We start from the raw sequence: 19,362 nt of genomic DNA on the forward strand, positions 1-19,362 counted from the left end.
GTTGCTACAATGGCGCCTTTGCGGCTGAATCAGTCGCTCGACAGGTGGCTTTCGGAGCCGCCTACGCCATTTCCTGACCAGGCCGCCACGGCCGATTCCGCCGCCCATGAAGCAATATCACGATCTGATCAAGGACATTCTCGCCAACGGCGCGAAGAAGGAAGACCGCACAGGTACCGGCACGGTCAGCGTGTTCGGCCGCCAGGTCCGTTTCGATCTGTCCGAAGGGTTCCCGCTCGTCACGACGAAGCGGATCCACCTCAAGAGCGTGATTCACGAGCTCCTGTGGTTCCTGAACGGCGACACCAATATCCGTTACCTCAACGAGAACGGCGTCACGATCTGGGACGAATGGGCCGATGAAAACGGCAACCTCGGTCCGGTCTACGGTTATCAATGGCGCTTCTGGCCGAAGCCCGACGGCACCACCGTCGACCAGATCAGCGAACTGGTTCGCCAGATCCGTACGCGCCCGCATTCGCGCCGGCTGCTGCTGACGGCGCTCAATGTCGCCGCGTTTCCCGACGAGTCAATGTCGCCGGTCGACAATGCGCGCGAAGGGCGTATGGCGCTCGCACCGTGCCACGCGTTTGCGCAGTTCTACGTGAACGAAGGCAAGCTGAGCTGCCTGCTTTACTGCCGCAGCCAGGATGTGTTCCTCGGCACGCCGTTCAACTGGGCGAGCTATGCGTTGCTGACGCATATGCTGGCGCAGCAGTGCGATCTCGATGTGGGTGAGCTCGTGTGGGCGGGCGGTGATTGCCACATCTATTCGAATCACTTCGAGCAAGTCGAGACATTGCTTGCGCGCGAAGCGTTTCCGTTGCCGAAGCTCGTCATCAAGCGTCGTCCGGAATCGATCCTCGACTACAAGTACGAGGACTTCGAGGTCGTCGACTATCAATACCACCCGGCCATCAAGGCGCCGATCGCCGTCTGACGTTTCCAGCGCTCAAGAAAAAAGCTCGCCATCGGCGAGCTTTTTTCGTTTCGGCAGTCAGCCGCGCGAGAACCTGTCGCTGTCGACTTAACCCTGTGCGACGCGTTCGATCGGCAGACGGTCTTCGCTCGGGCTGCGCAAGCCATGCGCAACCATCAGGCGGTAGAGCGTCACGCGCGAGATCCCCAGTTCGACCGCAGCCTCGTTGAGGCGGTGGCGATGGCGCAGCAGGGCGGCTTCGATCGCGTGCCGCTCGGCTTCTTCACGGGCTTCCGCGAGGGTGACCGTGCGCTGCGACGCAAAGCTCTGCAGCTCCAGATCTTCCGGCGTGATCAGACGGCCTTCGGCCATCACGATGGCGCGGCGAACGCGGTTAATCAGTTCGCGCACATTGCCGGGCCAGCCGTAGTTGTACATCGCCTCGATGGCCGGAGCCGAAAACCCGCGCAGACGTCGTGCGTTGTCGGTCCGGAAGCGCTCGAGCATGTGATGCGCGAGCAATTCGATGTCTTTGCCACGGGCCCGCAGCGGCGGTTCGTCGACGCGCAGCACGCAGAGACGGTGGAACAGATCGACGCGGAAGCGGTTCTCGCGCATCGCCTGCTCGAGATCCACGTGCGTCGCTGCGATCACGCGCACATCGACCGGAATCGACTCCTGGCCGCCGAGCCGCTCGATTTTCCGCTCCTGCAGGAAGCGCAGCAGGCTTGCCTGACTTTCGAGCGGCAAATCGCCGACTTCATCGAGAAACAATGTACCGCCATTCGCGGCTTCCACACGGCCGATCTTGCGGGCATTCGCACCGGTAAAAGCACCGCGCTCATACCCAAATAATTCCGACTGTAATAAATGATGGGGAATAGCACCGCAATTAATTGCGATGAAAGGCATTTTGCGCCGTTCAGAACGCTCGTGAATCGCACGTGCGGTCAATTCCTTTCCGGTACCTGACTCGCCAGCGATAAACACACTTGCATCTGTATTGGCAACCTTTCGAATAGTGCGAAACAGCTGACGCATCGCATCGCAACTGCCGACCATTTCCTCATCACGTGAGGCGCCAATCAGCGAAAACTCCTGCTCGCCGAGCGCAACCATGCCGTATGCATGGCCGATCGAGTCGACGATCTTTTCGCCCGAATACGGCACAGTCAGATAATCGAAGCAATAGTCGCGAATCAGGCGGCGCACGAGGCGGTCGGCAAGCTGACCGCTGCCGGCAGTCGCGACCCAACCGACGTTGGGCAGCGTGAGGCAGCTCTCGAACGCGCCGAGTTCATGCGTGCCATAGCCGCTGCTGACGTCAAACAGGCCTCCAGTGGGGCCGTCCTGATGAATCGCGCGCTGCACTTCGCGTGCGGTCGTGGCGAACTTGATATCCCAGCCGCGCGCACGCAGCAGGTCATGCAACTGCTCGTTGGGCTGACGGGAGACGTATACCAACTGCCGTCGTTGTCCGGTATCCATAACGTGACCCTGTCGTCAAATCATTCAGTCGTTGTTGCGATCGTGACCAAATCTCGCACATTGACTCGCGTTGTAATTACAGGCGCGACGCCACGTCTGCGTCCGACGATCTCGATCGTCTTCACAAGCTTCGACTGCGGGTCCCCGAATGGCATATTTTACTTCTGAGCGGATTAATTCCGCCTCTGGTGCTTAATCCTGCCCTGCCAGCAAGTGTGGCTACTATAGTACAGCGCCAGCGGCCGCCGTAATCAAAAAGTGGCCGGGCGCCGAATTTTGCGGGATTTTAATCACGCGCGCCAGCCGCTTTTCTTTTGCCTCTTCTCACGACGTTCACTTTCTGCTTAACGGCATCCGCGTCATCAAACTTTAACTGACGGGCGTTTTGAACAGCCACCGGCTTGAAACCCGCATGCAGCCTCGCTTTGCGCCGGACCCGTCGTTTCACAACTGAAACGTTTTTTGATGTTTACGCGGCGCGTGACTTTGCGCGCGCGCGCCGAGTCCCCACGGCAGAACGCTTTCGGGCCAATGGCACACTTATCGCTAAATGTCCTGCCGTGAAGGAGGACATCATGCGTACCCAAACTTCTCATCCGCAACACCCCGGCATGCTGCGCCACGCTGCACTGAGCGCCATGCTGGTCTGCGCAGGCTGGTTCGCCGGAGTGTCCGGCGTCGCCGCGCAGGATGCTGCAGGACAAGGCGCAGATGCAGTCCAGGCCTCGCTGGGCGGTGCGCAGGCCGATGCGGCCGCAGCACCATCGGCCCCCGTCGCGGCGACACCGGAGCGTGTCGCAGGCGATACGTCAGCGCAGTCGGCATCGGCCTCGGAGAACAGCGAACAAGCGTCGGCTTCGAACGACGATTCGGTCGCTATTGCCGATAACGCCGCAAGCAAAAAGGTGTTTGTTACCGGCTCATCCGTAACACGTTACGACGTAGCGTCGCTCGACGATCGCGTACTCGGCAATCAACACGGTCGCGCGGTGGGCATGCTGATGGTCGCCGCCGTACCCGACGCGTTTCGCAATAACTCGGTGACGCTGTGGGACGAAATCGCGCCGCCGACGCAAACGCCGCAGCAGCCCATCGGCTCGGCCGCAGGTGCCGCGCAGTCCGGCAACATCGTGAACTACACGAGGAAGTGAGATGAACGCCACGCACCTCGCGCGCCTCGTCCCGCTTGCGGCCCTCGTGTTCGGCGCGGCCGCCGCGCTGACCGCACAGCCCGCATTCGCCGACGAGCCTGGCGACCTGATCGTCGCACGCGATGTGACGCCGCGAATCGCTTATCGCCCGGTGCCGACAAAAGACGACCCGGTCGCGATTCGCGTGTCGACCTTCCCGTCTTCGACATTCGATCCGCTGATGGAAAGCCTCGCATCAGATGTCGACCTCGGCAGCGCACGCGGATCGGCAGGTGTGCAAAGCAATAACAACGCTGCAGCGATGGGCGCGGCCAACGCGGCGCTTGGTATCGGTGGCGGCGGTGCGCAGCAACGCGGTGGTGCGCCGGTCGGCATGAGCGGACAAGGCGGTACGAATGCGATTGGTGCAACGGTGACGCAAACCATAACGGGCGCGCTGACGCCCTTGACCTCCGGCCTGGGGAATCTCAAATGACTCGCTCCACCACCCTCCGACGCGTGCTCGCATGCGCGGGATGGCTTGTGTTGTCAGGCGCCGCCACTTCGGCCTCGGCGCAGAGTTCTTCGTTGTTCGTGATGCCGGACAAGGCGGCATTGCTGATGCAGGACGTGAGCGCCGTTGTCGGTGAGGGCGCCGCACACGGGGTGGTCGGTGCACTGGCGGTGAACATCGCCGCGGGCGTCGACAACGTACAGACGAATCAGGCTGCCGTGTTGTACGGCAGCGGTGCAGCGATCGTCACGGGGCAGCAGCAGACCACGCGTTCTGTGCCCGTGCGGATGGGTAGTGCGAGCGCGACAATCGGCTCGAATGCGTTTTCGAACACCATCGGCGTGATTGCCGTCAATCAGGCCGCGGGTGCGAACAATCTTCAAAGGAATGCCGTATCGGTGGGCGGTCTTCCTGTTGGAGCGGAAGCGGTAGCGGACAACGAACTATCCGCGACCACTGCCAGGAACGGCGGGACTCGAGGCCACGCGGTCGATGGTCACGCCCTTGAAGCGTCGATTGCAAACGATGCGTTCAAAGGCGCGACCGGCGTCGTGCAGGTCAACCAGTCTGTCGGTGCCGGGAATGCTACGGCAAACAGTTTTGTGCTCCGTCCCCCGGCGGGCACCTTTTTCTAACGTCGTAACACACACTCGTATCGGAGCGTAACCATGAAGCGCACTCTCATTGCAGCAGCCGTGCTTTCCGTTGCTGGCGTCGCCCACGCAGGCCCGTGGTCGGACCCGTACCTCTACAACGGAACCGAAGTCGCACAATCCGTGTGGATCACGGGCTTCTTCGGCATCTACGGCTGCGTGTCGGTGGACGACAGCGCCGGCGCCGTCGTCAACAACAACCAGACCGCAAATCTTAATGGCGCGAAGATGTCGCCGACCGCCCAGAGCTATCAGAAGGGCGCTGTCACGACGTACACGAATGCCACGACCGCCTGGAACAACAAGGCAGACAACGGCTACTCGTATCACGACAGCAAGTCGAGCTACAGCTCGAGCATCAATGCGTCGGAGCACTCGTCGCAAAGCCAGTCGGCCACGCAGTCGGCTTCGATCAATGCCTCGGGCGGCTATAACTACAAGACCGATGCGGGTTCGAAGGACACGACGTACAACGCCTTCAAGGGTCAGCTCAAGGCCGGTGTGGTCGCAGGCGTCGCCGCGGGCTATCAGCAAGACAGCGGCTATCTGTATCCGCATGGCAGCTGGGGTGAACTCACGGCCGGGCTGGTTGCTGGCATCGATGCCAAGGGTGAAGGTTCGCTGTCGACGGTCAGCGCTCAGGACAACAAGACCTGGGGCAGCGGCAGCGGCTCGCTGTGGGGCCATGTCACGACCAAGGAATCCGAATCGAGCAAGCAAAGCTCGTCGTTCAGCGCCAGCGTGAAGGCCAAGAGCGAAAGCCACGATTCGGCTGACTGGGGCTACGCCAACAACTGGTCCGACAGCTATGGCTCGGTCACGGTCAAGGGTGGTGTGACGCAGATCACCGATACGCAACAAGCCGCAACGTCGATGGCAACGATCGGCTCGGGCGCCCTCAACGGTGCGCAAGGCAATATCGGCGTGAACGTCACGAGCGGTCTGGACAACGCCCAGTCGAACAACGCTTCGCTTGCATCGATCGATGCCGGCAAGACGTTCGGCAATGCGCAAGTGTTCTCGTCGCAAGGTTCGAGCGGCCACGGCACGATCGACAACTACAACCTGGTCGCATCGGTGGGTGACGCCTCCCTCCAATATGCAACGGGCAATGTCGGCGTGAACGTGTCGTCGGGTCTGGGCAACGTGCAGAACAACAGCCTCGCACTCGTGTCGTCGACGCCGAGCGGCAAGCACTCGCAAGGCGGTGCGGTTGTCGCGACGGATGACAGCACGCAAATGGCTGGCGCTGCTGTGACGGGCACGTTCAACGGCTCGGCCACGCTCGGCGCGAACGCCCTGATGGGCGCGACCGGCAACATCGGCGTGAACATCGCCTCTGGCGGTGGCAACCTCCAACACAACGGTCTGGCCGTTGCGAGCGTGAAGGCAGGGATGTAAAGAGCCGCACCCGGCCCGCGCCGCCTGAGGGCGGCGCGGGTGGATGTCCTAGTTTCACCCGCATTGAACTGGCGTGAAGCCGACCGAGAAAGCGGCGCCGTCAGCAGGGCAGGAGACCGAAATGACCGGACCATCCCCGCGTCAGTGGATTCGCGCAGTCACTACCGGGACGTTGTTGGGCGTAGCAGGCCACTGCTTCGCCCAGATGGCGCTTGATACGACGTCGTCTGTCGGCGTGCCGCTCGTCAAGAGCGTCAAGTCGATCCGCGACATCCGCTACCAGAACATTCACACCCAGCAGTTCGACTACAGCTGCGGCTCGGCCGCGCTGGCGACGCTGCTCGACTACGGGTACGGCATCAAGATCCCCGAGACGGAACTGATCCAGCGAATGATGGTGTTCTCGACACCTGAGGTCGTCGAGAAGAACGGCTTTTCGATGCTCGACATGAAGAAGTTCGTCGAGACGATCGGCCTGCGCGGCCGCGGCTTTCGCGTGAATGTCGACGCGCTGTACAAGCTTCAAATACCGGTCATGGTGCTCATGGACATCGACGGCTACCAGCATTTCGTGATCGTCAAGCATGCGGAAGACCAGCGCATCTTTATCGCTGACCCCGCACTTGGCAACCGGATCGTATTGGAATCCGACTTCGTGAAGTCGTGGAACGGACTCGTCTTCGCGGTGCTCGGCAAACCATTCAGGGAGGATTCACCGCTGTTGCAGAACAACGAGTCGCTGGCGCTGAAGCTGCGCGAGCGTGCTCTGGAGTCGGGTACCAGTCCGACTCCCTTTGTCGACTTCGGTTTGATCAAGGCAGACTTGTTCTGATTCCACGATGAAGCAAAGAAAGCTCATGCTGGGGTTCGCAATCGGCGCCGCCATGACGGGTGTGGCGCACGCCGAACTGATGAGCCCTTTCAGCGAGACGATCGCCGCACCGATCATGCAACCGGTGGGCGATGAAGTCCTCGCGGCGCAAACAGGCAAGTTCGCCGGCATTCCGGCGATCTCCGGTTTTGTGCTCAACCTGCTGTCGCAATGGCAGCTTCCGAACGGCGAATCCGTCGCAGCCGGCGGCACGCTCGCCGTGTCGAAGACCGCCAACGGGTACTCGTTGCAATCGAGTGTGAACGCGGCCGTCACGAGCCTCGTCAATCAAACGAACCAGGCCGTCAACACGTACGTGAACGGTGTTCTCAACAACGGCGCAAATGGCGCCACCACGGCCGGCGGTGAGAACGTGCGGGCCAACGGCGTATCGCAGGTCACGCAAGTGGCCGGCTTCAACAATGTCGGCAACAACTCGGCGACGATCGATTTCTCGCCGGGCAACCTGCCTCAGACTTTCAACGGGGCAACATCGGCAAGTGCGAGCGGACCGAATGGCCTGGCGGCCAGCATCGCGTTCAACGCTAACGGTGCGGTTGTCAAACTCAACACGCCCGCAGGCGTAGCAACGCAACAGATCACGGCAAACCCGACACAGGCGGCGAATATCGCTCAGCTCATGAAGATCGCGGGTAACAACCAGTCCGTGATGAACCAGCTCCAGCTTCATCTGCAGACCAGCTCCCTGACCGCGAACCAGTTGCGGCTCATGGGTGTGCAGGCGGCGCTGGCCAATATGACTTCGCTCAAAAAATAACAGGTGCGACCCACGTACCGAAGCGTGCCTGACACGAGAAGCAAGGCGAAACGAGCAACGAAGCAACGCGCTGTGTTTTTGGAGTGACGGAGTGACAGAGCAGCGCGATTTTTGAAACGGACTGCAAAGTCCAATCGCGGGAAGGCCGTGGACCCGGCCCTCTCGCAACCGGGGGGACAACAATGAAAACGCAAGGCAGCAGCTTGTACGGGGCACTCGCGCCCTATGCCATGGCGCCGTGCGCAACGGCCGTTCTGCTCGCAGTATCCGGATCGGCTTACGCGCAGTCGCTTGAATCGCAGTCGGTGGAGCAGAGGCTGGACATGTTGTCGCGGGTTGTCGAGCAGCAGCAAAAGGAAATCAAGTCACTCGAAAACCATATCGTCGAACTCGAGATGGCTCAGCGTGGCCGGGGAGAGCCGGGTTACGCAGCATCGCAATACGGAGCAAACGGGGCACCCAATGGGGCCGCAAGCGGTGCGACAAGCGGGGCCGGTGTGCAGAACGGCACCGGTGTGCAGAACGTCGACGGCACGGTCGCGTCGGACGGCATGGGTCAGCAGCTCGCCCAGTCGAACGCGGGACCGTCCGTGCCGTACGGCTCGGGTGGCCCTGCCGCGGCAGGCGCTGCGGGTGCAGTGAATGGTGCGAGCCAGGGTACGGCTAACGGCGTCGCGGTGACACCGGCATCAGGCGCAGGAACAGGAACGGCGCAAGCAGGTGGTACGACGCCGACGATCGGCACCGACAACAAGGCGGCCGAGCCGGAACGTACGCAAAGCGAGCAGGCCGTGGTGCAGAAGGAGCACGCTCCGTTGTTCGATCACAAGCTGACGATCGACCAGGGGCTGTCGTACACGTATTACGATCGCCGTCAACTTTCGCTCACCGGCTTTCTTGCCCTCGACGCGATCTTTCTCGGCAATATCAATCTCGATCAGACCAAAGCGTCGCAATACCAATACGACGTCGATGTGCGCTATGGCCTGACCGATCGCATCAGCATCGATGCGGATCTGCCTTACATGTATCGAAGCAGTACGTTCATCAGTGGCGGTGCAGGCGGTGCATCGTCGTCGCTCTCCGATACGAGCGTCAACAGCAGCAATATCGGCGACGTCAACTTCGGCATCTACTACCAGGTGCTCAAGGAGACCAATGACTGGCCCGATGTCGTCGCGAGCTTTCGCGTGAAGTCCGATACGGGCACATCGCCCTTCGGCATCAAGCTCGTCACCGGCGATCCGAATAACAACAACCTGATTACACCCACGCGATTGCCGACAGGCACCGGGATCTGGAATTTCACAGCCGGTGTGTCGGTACTTAAAACATACGATCCGGTGGTGCTATTCGGCAGCCTGTCCTATACCTATAACGTTGCCAAATCCTTCTCCGACATCTCGTCGGTGCAGGGTCAGGTCGAACCCGCCAAGGTCAAACTCGGCGACATCGTGCAGATCGGTGCAGGCGCAGCGATCGCGTTGTCGGACAAGACCTCGGCGAGTCTGTCGTTCACGACCGCTGTCGAACCGGAGACCAAGATTGATTCGGGTACGGGTTACCAGAAGGTGGCCGGAAGCCAGACCAACGCCTCGACAATGAATTTCGGGCTGAACCAGGTGATCAACAAGCATCTGACGATCAACGGTTCGGTGAGCATCGGCTTGACACCTGATGCACCCAATTTCGTCGTCGGCGTACGTTTCCCGTACACGTTTTGACAGCGACAAGACGAGGCTATTGTGCGTGAATCCATTCATTTGACGGCCGTGCACCCCGTGGCAGGCGCCAGGGCGCTCGAAGGCCGGCTTGACGCACCCGCGGTATCGACGGCAGCCGACGACGGTGATATTCCGACTTCGCGCCCGCTGCTCATGAGCGTCGAGGGCGGGGCGAAGCTGCGCGCGGCACTGCAGTCGGAGCGGTCGCTGATCTACCTGTCGCGCCAGCCGCGGGACGAACTGGCCGACTATCTCGGCGAACACGGGTGGCGCGTGCAGTTCGCGCGCTCGGTGTCGGACGCGGCGCGGCTGATTCGCAGCGACGACGCGGCCGCCGGGCTCATCGATCTCGCGGGCGGCTTTACGAACCGCGACCTCGGTGCGCTCGAGGGCTGTCTGCGCCGCACGAACGTCGGCTGGGTCGCCGTGACGCCTTCGGCGCAGCTCGACGATCTCGGCCTTCGCCGGATGATCCGCAACTATTGCTTCGACTACCTGAAGCTGCCCACTTCGAACGAGACGATCAACTTCGTACTTGGCCACGCGTTCGGCATGATCACGCTGTGCGATTTCGATATCGCGCAAACGGTCGCTGCGTCGGGCGATGACGAGATGGTCGGCACGTGCGATGCGATGCAGCAGCTGTTTCGCACGATCCGCAAGCTCGGCAATACCGATGCGTCCGTGTTTATCGCGGGGGAATCCGGGACCGGCAAGGAACTGACGGCACTCGCGATCCACGAACGCTCGGAGCGCAAGAAGGCGCCGTTCGTCGCGATCAACTGCGGGGCGATTCCGCATCATCTGTTGCAGTCCGAACTGTTCGGCTATGAGCGTGGCGCGTTCACCGGTGCGAACCAGCGCAAGATCGGCCGGGTCGAGTCGGCCAACGGCGGCACGCTGTTCCTCGATGAAATCGGGGATTTGCCGCTCGAGAGTCAGGCCGCCCTGCTGCGGTTTCTGCAGGAGGGCAAGATCGAACGCCTCGGCGGTCGCGAGTCCATTCCCGTGGATATCCGCATCATTTCGGCGACGCACGTCGATCTCGAGGCGGCCATGCAGGACGGACGGTTCCGTGCCGACCTGTTTCACCGGCTCTGCGTCGTGCGCGTTGACGAGCCGCCGCTGCGCTCGCGCGGCAAGGACATCGAGATTCTTGCGCATCATGTGCTGCACAAATTCCGTAGCGACAGTGCGCGCAAGATTCGCGGCTTCACGGCGTCCGCGATCGAAGCCATGTACAACTACGGCTGGCCCGGCAATGTGCGCGAGATGATCAACCGCGTGCGGCGCGCGATCGTCATGGCGGAAGGCCGGCTGATCTCGGCCGAGGACCTCGGTCTCGACACCTTCACGAGCCAGTTGCCGATCACGCTCGCGCAGGCGCGCGAGGACGCCGAACGCCGCGCCATCGAGCAGGCATTGCTCAGACATCGTCACCGGCTCAATGAAGCCGCGATGGACCTTGGGATTTCACGCGTGACCTTATATCGTTTAATGGGCACGCACGGCTTGAGGGACACCGATGACAAGTCATTCGATGAAGAAACGGAACACGGCGAGTGATGTACGGCGCTTGAGCGCGATGCGTCGCATGGAAACGCCCGGCGACCCGTCAGCGAGAGGACGGGTCGCGGGCATGGGCGACATGCTCGACGCGAAGTCTCTGCAGGACAGGACGCCGCCGGGTTTCAGCGGCGTGATGTCGCGGGTGTGCGAGATGGTGTGGCCGGTATGGCCCGATACCGCATCGAGCGAGCACGGTGCCGATCTGGCCGGCGCCGACGATCTGACGATCGGGGGCGGGGCATGCGGCACGGCGGTCTCACGTCATTCGATCCTTCAGCGCACGCCAGTGGCACCCGTCGATCAGCGCCGCGCGGCCTGCACGCCGATTTGAGGCAGGTGCGTCTGACCCTGACTGCTGCGGCTGCCCGGATCCGACGTACGCCCACACGCCCGCACGCACGCGGCGGCCGCGGTTGCGCGCGGCTCATGGCGGTGCGCCGAGGCACGCCGCTCTCGGGCTAAAATCCCGGCTTCCCTATTTCCGACCTCGCCGGTTCATGACCCGTCTGATCCTGATCGTCGCACGCGCCCGCAATGGCGTGATCGGCCGCGACAACCAACTTCCGTGGCATCTGTCCGAAGACCTCAAGTTCTTCAAGCGCACCACGATGGGCGCACCCGTCATCATGGGCCGCAAGACGCATGAGTCGATCGGCCGGCCACTGCCCGGCCGGCGCAACCTCGTGGTGACACGCGACGCCGCAAAGCGCTTCGAAGGCTGCGAGACGGTCGGTGGCCTCGACGCTGCGCTCGCGATCTGTGCGGGAGAGGGCACCGCCGACGCTTATCTGATCGGCGGCGCCGAGCTGTATCGGGAAGGGCTCGATCGCGCGGATGCGCTCGTGGTGACGGAGATTGATGCGGACGTCGAGGGCGATGCGACGTTCGCTGCCCCCGATGCGGCTGTCTGGCGTGAGGTCTCGCGCGAATATCCCGCGAACACGGCGCCCGGAGAGCTGCCGTATTCGTGGGTGCGCTACGAGCGGTACTGAGAGTTACTGACCCGCGATCGTCATCTGCTCGATCAGCACCGAGCCCGTCTGCTTGGTGCCGCGCACGATGGTGTCGGCGCCGATCGCGACGATATGGTGGAACATGTCCTGCAAGGTGCTCGCGACGGTGATTTCTTCGACCGGGTACTGGATCTTGCCGTTTTCGACCCAGAAACCGGCCGCACCGCGCGAGTAGTCGCCCGTCACGTAATTGACGCCCTGACCCATGAGTTCCGTGAGCAGCAGGCCTGTGCCGAGCTTGCGCAGCATGGCCTCGAAATCGTCGTCGTCGCGGGTATGACGGCTACGCAGCGCGATATTGTGCGAGCCGCCTGCGTTGCCTGTCGTCTGCATGCCGAGTTTGCGTGCCGAATAGCTCGACAGGAAGTAGCCCTGCACGACACCACCACTGACCACGTCGCGTTTGTGCGTGCGCACGCCTTCCTCGTCGAACGGCGAACTGCCCATCGCGCGTGCAACGTGGGGATCTTCGACGATATCGATATGCGGCGCGAAGACGGGCTTGCCGAGGCTGTCGACAAGAAAGGTCGTCTTGCGATACAGCGCGCCGCCGCTGGTGGCCTGAACGAATGCGCCCAGCAGCCCGGCTGCCAGGGGCGCTTCGAACAAAACGGGGCATTTGCGCGTATCGAGGCGGCGCGAGCCCAGCCGGGCCAGCGCGCGCTCGGCCGCGTAGCGGCCTACGGCTTCCGGCTCGGAGAGCGCACCTGCGCTGCGCTGCGACGTGTACCAGTCGTCGCGCTGCATATTGCGGCCCGAGCCGGCAATCGGCGCGCACGACACGAAATGGCGCGAGAACGGGTAACCCGCTGAAAAGCCGCGGCTCGTCGCGAGCACGAACTGCGAATGCTGGGCCGACACGCTCGCGCCTTCGCTATTGGTGATCTTCGGCGCAGTGTCGAATGCCGCCTGCTCGGCGCGGCGGGCGATCTGCACCGCCTCGTCGGCCGTGAGCGCCCACGGATGGAAGAGGTCGAGGTCTTTCGGAGCCGTTTCGAGAAGCTCGGTTTCGGCGAGGCCCGCGCAGTCGTCTTCGGCCGTGAAGCGCGCGATGTTGTACGCGGCGGCGACCGTGTCGCGCAGCGCGGCGGGCGAAAAGTCCGATGTGCTGGCATTGCCGCGCTTTTGACCGATAAACACCGTCACGCCGACCATCTTGTCGCGATTGTGCTCGATCGTCTCCACTTCGCCGCGGCGAACGGTCACCGACAGGCCGTCGCCTTCGGACAGTTCCGTCGCGGCGTCGGTCGCGCCGAGCGATGTGGCGTGCCGCAGGATCTCCGCGGCAATCTCTTTGAGTTGGTCCTGAGTATGCGGGAAGTAACGCGGTTGCGCGGACATGTCGATGGATTCTCCTTGATCCTGCGATCATAGCAAGGCTTGGCGCAAAGTTCCCGAACACGCTTGGCCATGCCGCTTGTGCGGCCGGGTTCGATACAATACGCCCCATGACGCAAAGACCACGCACTCTCCCCGCCTCCCGTACTGGCCACGTCGCCCCTGTCGACGAGGACGATCCGTACGGCGGCCGCCCCAGCAAATCGCAGCTCAAGCGCGATATGCTGGCCCTGCAGGCCCTGGGCGCCGAACTTGTCGCGCTGTCGAAGGACGCGCACAAGAAAATGCCGCTGCCCGAAGCGGTTGACGAAGCCGTGCGCGAAGCACGCCGCATCACCGACCACGAAGGCAAGCGCCGGCAGATGCAGTACGTCGGCAAAGTAATGCGATCGCTGGACGACGAAGAGGTCGCGAAGATCCGCGCTGCGCTCGACGCTTATAACGGTGTGAGCAAGGCCGAGACCGTTCGCCTGCACGCCGTCGAGCGCTGGCGCGAGCGCCTGTTGGCCGACGATGCAGCACTGACCGAATTCGTCGCGAAATATCCGGCTGCCGATGTGCAGACGGGTCGCAACCTGATCCGAAGCGCGCGCCGCGACCAACAGCAGCAGCGTCCGCCGAAGCATTTCCGGGAACTGTTTCACTGGATCAAGGCCGCGCAGGCCGCGGCATCGGCGTCGGCGGAGCCCGTCGAGCCGTCCGATGATGACGATGACGACGATATCTTCCCCGTGCGCGAGGACGACGATGGCAGGTATTGACCGGCCGTCATCGGGCACGCCGGGTAGTGCCGCTTCCCCGGCGGGCGAAGCGTCGCAGTCTTCCCGCCCGGTCCGGATCGGACTTGTTTCGATCAGCGATCGCGCGAGCACCGGCGTTTACGAAGACAAGGGGATTCCGTCGCTGCTCGAATGGCTCGGCAGCGCGATCACCAGTCAATGGGAACATCAGACCCGGTTGATTCCGGACGAGCGTGAGACGATCAGTGCGGCATTGGTCGAACTCGTCGACCGCGCGCAGTGCGACCTCGTGCTGACAACCGGTGGCACGGGCCCGTCGCGGCGCGATGTGACGCCCGAGGCGACACTGGCCGTCGCGAGCAAGGAGATGCCGGGGTTTGGCGAGCAGATGCGGCAAATCAGCCTGCGCTTCGTGCCGACCGCGATCCTGTCGCGCCAGGTGGGCGCGATCCGTGAAATCGACGGGCATGCGGCGCTGATCGTCAACTTGCCCGGGCAGCCGAAGTCGATCCGCGAAACGCTCGAAGGCCTTCGCGACGCGCAGGGCACGTCGATCGTGCCGGGCATCTTTGCGGCCATTCCCTATTGCATCGACCTGATCGGCGGCCCGTACATCGAGACCGACGAACGTGTCGTCAAGGCGTTCCGCCCCAAAAAGAAATAGCGACGGGAATCAAGCCATCGCGACGATGGCGATGATGGCTACGATAGCGACACGAAGGCTGCGGCGATCGCTCGCAGTCCGGCGACACCGCCTCAAAAACGTCCGCGCATAAAAAACCCGCTCGAAAGCGGGGTGTCTCTCAACAGCTCCGGGTGTGCCGTCGCAGGCGCGCGGCCTGCTGTTCCCGAATCAGCCGGAATCAGCCAGATTCAATCGTACTCAGTCCTCGAACAGCGCGTTCAGCGATGCCGCGGCTTCGCTGTCGACTGTATTGAACGTGACCGAGGTCGCTTCAAAAATGTAGTGCGTAGCGTACTTGCCCAGACGCTGGACGATCTCTTCCTGCACAAGCTCCGGCGCGATCTCGAGCTTGAGATACCAGGCGGTGGACGAGAGCCGAGTCTGGAACGCGCCATACTCCGACATGATCGCGTCGAAGTCGTGGGCGTCCTGATCGCGGCAGACGATGACGAGGTTACCCTTCATGCGCGCCTCCATAGAACCGGTTGGGATAACCGATAATAACCGGTCCGGTGCGGGTGCGCGCAAGACAGCCGTTTAAATGCTTGTTCGATCCTGGGGAACGCCTTGCCGGAGGTCTGACAAGGCGCGGCTCCCTTTGCGGGCCATCGCAGGCCCATGTCGGCCCATGCCGGTCAACTTGTCCGGCCGTCGGCGGGCACTCCGCCGGTTCAGCCTCGTCAGACCGTCGTCGTGGAGTTCGCCGACTCGGTCTGGCCTGCGGCACTCAGGCCGGCGGCGCCCTGACCCGGCGTGCGTGATTCGACGTTCGAGTGCGTGTCGAACACGACCGAGCGGTTACGCCCGCGCGCCTTGGCCAGATAAAGCGCCTGATCGGCGCGGGAGAGCAGGCGTTCGGGTGTGTCGTTGCGCATCGCGGCGGCAATGCCGAGACTGACGCTCAGGCCGATATCGTCAGGAATCGATTTGGGCCGCGCGCGCCGGAATTCGAGGCGGATCGCTTCGGCGACTTGCTCGGCCTGGCCCGCGGGCGCGCCCGGTAGCAGCATCCCGAACTCTTCGCCGCCCAGGCGGCCCACTGCGTCGCCCACGCGCAGCGCACGCTCACAGACCGCAAGGAAATATTCGAGCGCGCGATCGCCCGTCGCATGGCCGTGCCGGTCGTTGATTTGCTTGAAATGGTCGAGGTCCGCGATGACGACGGTGAGCGGCGCGCGCGACAGCTGCGAAGCGCGCAGCTGCGTGCTCAGCAGGTCGAGGAAGTAACGGCGCGACAGCGCGCCGGTCAGCGAGTCGTAGCGGGCCTCGTCGGACAGGCGCGCATTGGCTTGCTGGAGCTGGTCGGCCATGTCGCGCGTGTCGTGATGCAGACGTCGCTCGCGATAGTAGGACAGCGACAGCACCACACCGACGGACAGCACGCTCATGGCGGCGAGGAAGATCAGCAGGCGGTTGCGCCGGAAATTGGCTTGCGCTTCGTTCCAGACGTCGAACGGCATGATCAGGCCCGCGGCCAGTCCTCCGTGCTCGATGGTCTTCATGCTCAGCAGGGACGGCGGCCCGTTTTCGATCGACACGAGCTTGTCGGCCGTCGCGCGGGGCAGCCAGGGTGCCTGTTCGTGGACATGTTCGCCCTGCGAGGTCACCGTCAGCGTCGGGAAAATCTGCTGCGCGTAGGTGGCCGCGCGAACAGCCGGGTCCATGGTCAGCACAGGGGAACCCGGCAGTGCGTACAGTTCGAGCGAGCGATCCTGGGCGAGCACGATCACGCCGTTCTGGTCGGCGACGAACGAACCTTGCTGCGCGACCCAGTGGCGTGCACGGCTGGTGTTGAGCTTGCCGACGATGCCGCCGACGATGCCGTGGTCGGTGACGACGGCGGAGGTTACATAGATGCCCGGGCGGCCCGTGGTCAGGCCACGCGCAAAGGCGATCGTGGTCTTGCCCGAGGCGATCGCCTGCATATAGGGCCGGGCGGACAGGTCGTCACCCACAAACGAGATGGCTGTGTTGGCATTGCTTGATGCGATGCACAAGCCGTCGCGCGTGACGACCCAGACTGCGTCGATGCCGGCCAGATCGCTGACGCGCCGCAAAAAGCCATTGAGCGAGGCGAGCGACGCGTCGCGTTCGAGCTGTGTGCGTCGCTCGTCGTGCGACAACGCATGGGTGAGAGCGAGCGTGTTCGGTGAATCCGGTGCGAGCGCTTCTCGAACGACCGGGGCTGCCGCGACCGTCGCGGGGATACCCCGGAGCAGGGCCACGTCGCCGTCCAGCGACTGGCCGACGCTATCGGTGACTGCCGAGGCGACCTGCTGGCGTGCTTCGACGGCGGCACCGAGTTCGCGCCGCGCCAGCCGGTTCGACATCGCGTCGGCGAGCCACCAGCTTGCCGCCATCAGCACGCCGATGACAAGCAGGATGGCGAGCCGTTGAAGGCTGCGCCGCACTGCGGGCCGGACCGGCGACAGTGCGAAGTAGGGTGAGCGATGGCGAGCGGGGTGCTGCATGGGTCCGGTGCGTGAGCCGCGAGCGCAGAGCAATAATCATCTTTATCGGCTTTTCGCCGACTTTCTTTATGTAAGTGACGCGTGTATGGCCCGAAAATCAAATATCTCTGACATACCGTGCAATTCAATAAGCCACTTAAAGACTGAAACGGTCGAAAGCCAGCGTTAAACTCGACGCGCTAACCCTTGCAAACTCCTTGCGCAACGGGCGTTTCCGGGGATGTTGCATTGCCGCGTTTCGGGGTGTCAGAGGTTGTGCCTGTCACGTGGGTTGTAGTAGTGTCGTGCCTCTCGACAGGAGCGGCCATGGCCTTTGGTTTCGAACTTCCCAATGCAAATGCGTCCGCCTGGCGGCTGCTGCCGAACCGGTGGGATTTTGTCGCGTTCCCGATGATCATTTCGATCATCGCGATGACCGTGATCGGATTCCACCAGACGATGGCGCCGATCGGCACGCTACAAACACAAACGATCTCTCTGGATCCGGCCAATCTGCCTGAATACGCGTTACGAACGACGCTGCGCATGCTGGCCGCGATGGTGGCATCGCTCGTCTTCACGCTGACCTACGGCACGCTTGCCGCGAAAAGCCGCCGTGCGGGTCAGCTGCTTGTCCCGATTCTCGACATCCTCCAGTCGGTGCCGGTGCTCGGCTATATCTCGTTCACGGTCACGTTCTTTATCGCACTGTTCCCCACGCGAGTGGCGGGTGCTGAATGCGCGGCGATCTTCGCGATTTTCACGAGCCAGGCCTGGAACATGACGTTCAGCTTCTACCAGTCGCTGCGCACGGTGCCGCGCGATCTGGATGAAGTGTCGCGCGGGTTCCACCTGACATCGTGGCAGCGCTTCTGGAAGCTCGAAGTGCCGTTCTCGATGCCGGGCCTGATCTGGAACATGATGATGTCGATGTCGGGCGGCTGGTTCTTCGTCGTCGCATCGGAAGCCATCACCGTCGGCAATCACTCGATCACGCTCCCGGGAATCGGAGCGTATCTCGCGATGGCGATCGAACAAAAGAACCTGTCGGCGGTCGGCTGGGTCATCGTCGCGATGACGGTCGTGATCCTGGCGTACGACCAGTTTCTGTTCCGTCCGCTCGTCGCATGGTCCGACAAGTTCCGCATGGAGACCACGAGTTCGGGTGATGCCCCGGGTTCGTGGCTGCTGGACCTGATCCGCCGGACGCGCCTGATCCATCAACTGCTCGTTCCGGGCGCGTGGCTGCTGACGACCGCCGCCCGCATTCCCTTCCGTCTGCGTGCGCCGAGCTTCCCGTCGATCGTGCCGGCGATTCCGCGCCCGTCGACGCGCGCCGCCGATGGCGTCTGGGCATTGCTGGTGCTCGTCGGAACGGCTTACGTTGTATGGCGCGTGATCGCATTCGTGGCGAGCGGCGTCGGTTGGCACGACGTTGGCGAAGCGTTCGTGCTGGGTCTGATCACGCTGTTGCGCGTGATCGTGCTGATCGCGATCGCTTCGGTGATCTGGGTGCCGCTCGGTGTGCTGATCGGCCTGCGTCCCAAGCTGGCGGAAAAGATACAGCCGGTCGCACAGTTCCTCGCGGCGTTCCCGGCGAACCTGCTGTTCCCGGTGTTCGTCGTCGTCATCGTACGTTTCCACCTGAATCCGGATATCTGGCTGTCGCCGCTGATCGTGCTCGGTACGCAGTGGTACATCCTGTTCAACGTGATTGCCGGCACCACCGCTTATCCGAACGACTTCAAGGAAGCGGCGACCAACTTCCGCATTCGCGGCTGGCAATGGTGGCGGCAGGCCATGCTGCCGGGCATTTTTCCGTACTACGTGACCGGTGCGATCACGGCATCGGGCGGCGCGTGGAACGCGAGCATCGTGTCCGAAGCCGTGTCATGGGGTAACGAGCACGTCGTCGCCCACGGCCTGGGCGCCTATATCGCCGCGACAACGACTGCGGGCGATTACCCGCGGATCATTCTGGGCATCGCGGTCATGTCGCTGCTCGTCACGCTGTTCAACCGCCTGCTCTGGCGTCCGCTCTACGCGTATGCCGAAGACAAGCTCCGCCTGAACTGATCGGGATCCCGCC

The 19,362-nt window shown here is 62.8% G+C and carries 18 protein-coding genes; 14 read left to right on the forward strand and 4 right to left on the reverse strand.

Translation table 11 applies throughout. The features are described 5' to 3' along the window. Nucleotides 1-106: 106 nt before the first annotated feature. Nucleotides 107-940, forward strand: a complete 834-nt coding sequence (locus ACMFWR_RS05935) for a thymidylate synthase (protein WP_413194083.1) — start codon at nt 107-109, stop codon at nt 938-940. Between the two features lie 87 nt (nt 941-1,027). On the opposite strand, the gene ACMFWR_RS05940 is transcribed toward ACMFWR_RS05935, so the two are convergent. Continuing rightward, complete coding sequence (locus ACMFWR_RS05940) at nt 1,028-2,407, reverse strand: sigma 54-interacting transcriptional regulator (protein WP_413194084.1); 1,380 nt, start codon at nt 2,405-2,407, stop codon at nt 1,028-1,030. A 575-nt stretch (nt 2,408-2,982) separates the two neighbouring features. Here ACMFWR_RS05940 and ACMFWR_RS05945 point away from each other — a divergent pair. The 10 genes from ACMFWR_RS05945 to ACMFWR_RS05990 all read left to right on the forward strand — a co-directional run bounded on the left by ACMFWR_RS05945 (nt 2,983) and on the right by ACMFWR_RS05990 (nt 12,039). Next, on the forward strand, nt 2,983-3,558 hold the full coding sequence (locus ACMFWR_RS05945; protein WP_413194085.1) for a hypothetical protein: 576 nt from the start codon (nt 2,983-2,985) through the stop codon (nt 3,556-3,558). A gap of 1 nt (nt 3,559) precedes the next feature. Beyond that, a complete protein-coding gene (locus ACMFWR_RS05950) occupies nt 3,560-4,033 on the forward strand; it encodes a hypothetical protein (RefSeq protein ID WP_413194086.1) in 474 nt (157 codons plus the stop codon). Beyond that, on the forward strand, nt 4,030-4,686 hold the full coding sequence (locus ACMFWR_RS05955; protein WP_413194087.1) for a hypothetical protein: 657 nt from the start codon (nt 4,030-4,032) through the stop codon (nt 4,684-4,686). The genes ACMFWR_RS05950 and ACMFWR_RS05955 overlap by 4 nt, the downstream gene beginning before the upstream one ends. Before the next feature lie 33 nt (nt 4,687-4,719). Continuing rightward, nucleotides 4,720-6,105, forward strand: a complete 1,386-nt coding sequence (locus ACMFWR_RS05960) for a cell wall anchor protein (protein WP_413194088.1) — start codon at nt 4,720-4,722, stop codon at nt 6,103-6,105. Nucleotides 6,106-6,310: 205 nt separating this feature from the next. Then, nucleotides 6,311-6,937, forward strand: a complete 627-nt coding sequence (locus ACMFWR_RS05965) for a C39 family peptidase (protein WP_413194796.1) — start codon at nt 6,311-6,313, stop codon at nt 6,935-6,937. Between the two features lie 7 nt (nt 6,938-6,944). Continuing rightward, nucleotides 6,945-7,754 carry a peptidase C39 gene (locus ACMFWR_RS05970; RefSeq protein ID WP_413194089.1) on the forward strand — a complete coding sequence of 270 codons (810 nt, stop codon included), beginning with the start codon at nt 6,945-6,947 and terminating at the stop codon, nt 7,752-7,754. 230 nt (nt 7,755-7,984) lie between these two features. Further along, nucleotides 7,985-9,478 (forward strand): hypothetical protein, encoded by a 1,494-nt coding sequence (locus ACMFWR_RS05975; protein WP_413194797.1) that lies wholly within the window; start codon nt 7,985-7,987, stop codon nt 9,476-9,478. Nucleotides 9,479-9,499: 21 nt separating this feature from the next. Next, complete coding sequence (locus tag ACMFWR_RS05980; protein WP_413194090.1) at nt 9,500-11,044, forward strand: sigma 54-interacting transcriptional regulator; 1,545 nt, start codon at nt 9,500-9,502, stop codon at nt 11,042-11,044. Continuing rightward, a complete protein-coding gene (locus tag ACMFWR_RS05985; protein ID WP_413194091.1) occupies nt 11,019-11,378 on the forward strand; it encodes a hypothetical protein in 360 nt (119 codons plus the stop codon). The genes ACMFWR_RS05980 and ACMFWR_RS05985 overlap by 26 nt, the downstream gene beginning before the upstream one ends. Nucleotides 11,379-11,544: 166 nt before the next feature. After that, on the forward strand, nt 11,545-12,039 hold the full coding sequence (locus tag ACMFWR_RS05990) for a dihydrofolate reductase (protein WP_413194092.1): 495 nt from the start codon (nt 11,545-11,547) through the stop codon (nt 12,037-12,039). Nucleotides 12,040-12,042: 3 nt separating this feature from the next. Here ACMFWR_RS05990 and pmbA read toward each other — a convergent pair whose 3' ends face one another. Beyond that, nucleotides 12,043-13,401 carry a metalloprotease PmbA gene (pmbA, locus tag ACMFWR_RS05995; RefSeq protein ID WP_413194093.1) on the reverse strand — a complete coding sequence of 453 codons (1,359 nt, stop codon included), beginning with the start codon at nt 13,399-13,401 and terminating at the stop codon, nt 12,043-12,045. Between the two features lie 107 nt (nt 13,402-13,508). On the opposite strand from pmbA, the gene yjgA reads away from it, so the two are divergent. Further along, nucleotides 13,509-14,159 (forward strand): ribosome biogenesis factor YjgA, encoded by a 651-nt coding sequence (yjgA, locus tag ACMFWR_RS06000; protein WP_413194094.1) that lies wholly within the window; start codon nt 13,509-13,511, stop codon nt 14,157-14,159. Then, nucleotides 14,146-14,802 (forward strand): molybdopterin adenylyltransferase, encoded by a 657-nt coding sequence (gene mog / locus ACMFWR_RS06005; RefSeq protein WP_413194095.1) that lies wholly within the window; start codon nt 14,146-14,148, stop codon nt 14,800-14,802. The genes yjgA and mog overlap by 14 nt, the downstream gene beginning before the upstream one ends. A 219-nt stretch (nt 14,803-15,021) precedes the next feature. Here mog and ACMFWR_RS06010 read toward each other — a convergent pair whose 3' ends face one another. After that, nucleotides 15,022-15,288 (reverse strand): hypothetical protein, encoded by a 267-nt coding sequence (locus tag ACMFWR_RS06010; RefSeq protein ID WP_121083851.1) that lies wholly within the window; start codon nt 15,286-15,288, stop codon nt 15,022-15,024. Nucleotides 15,289-15,503: 215 nt separating this feature from the next. Continuing rightward, the gene (locus ACMFWR_RS06015) at nt 15,504-17,294 is read right to left on the reverse strand and encodes a diguanylate cyclase (protein WP_413194096.1); all 1,791 of its coding nucleotides are present in this window, start codon (nt 17,292-17,294) and stop codon (nt 15,504-15,506) included. Between the two features lie 306 nt (nt 17,295-17,600). Here ACMFWR_RS06015 and ACMFWR_RS06020 point away from each other — a divergent pair, with 306 nt between their 5' ends. Further along, nucleotides 17,601-19,349: an ABC transporter permease gene (locus ACMFWR_RS06020; protein WP_413194097.1), complete on the forward strand. Its 1,749-nt coding sequence runs from the start codon at nt 17,601-17,603 to the stop codon at nt 19,347-19,349. Nucleotides 19,350-19,362: the final 13 nt, after the last annotated feature.

Origin of the sequence: Pararobbsia alpina (genome assembly GCF_965118125.1) — a bacterium.
Taxonomy (GTDB): domain Bacteria; phylum Pseudomonadota; class Gammaproteobacteria; order Burkholderiales; family Burkholderiaceae; genus Pararobbsia; species Pararobbsia alpina_A.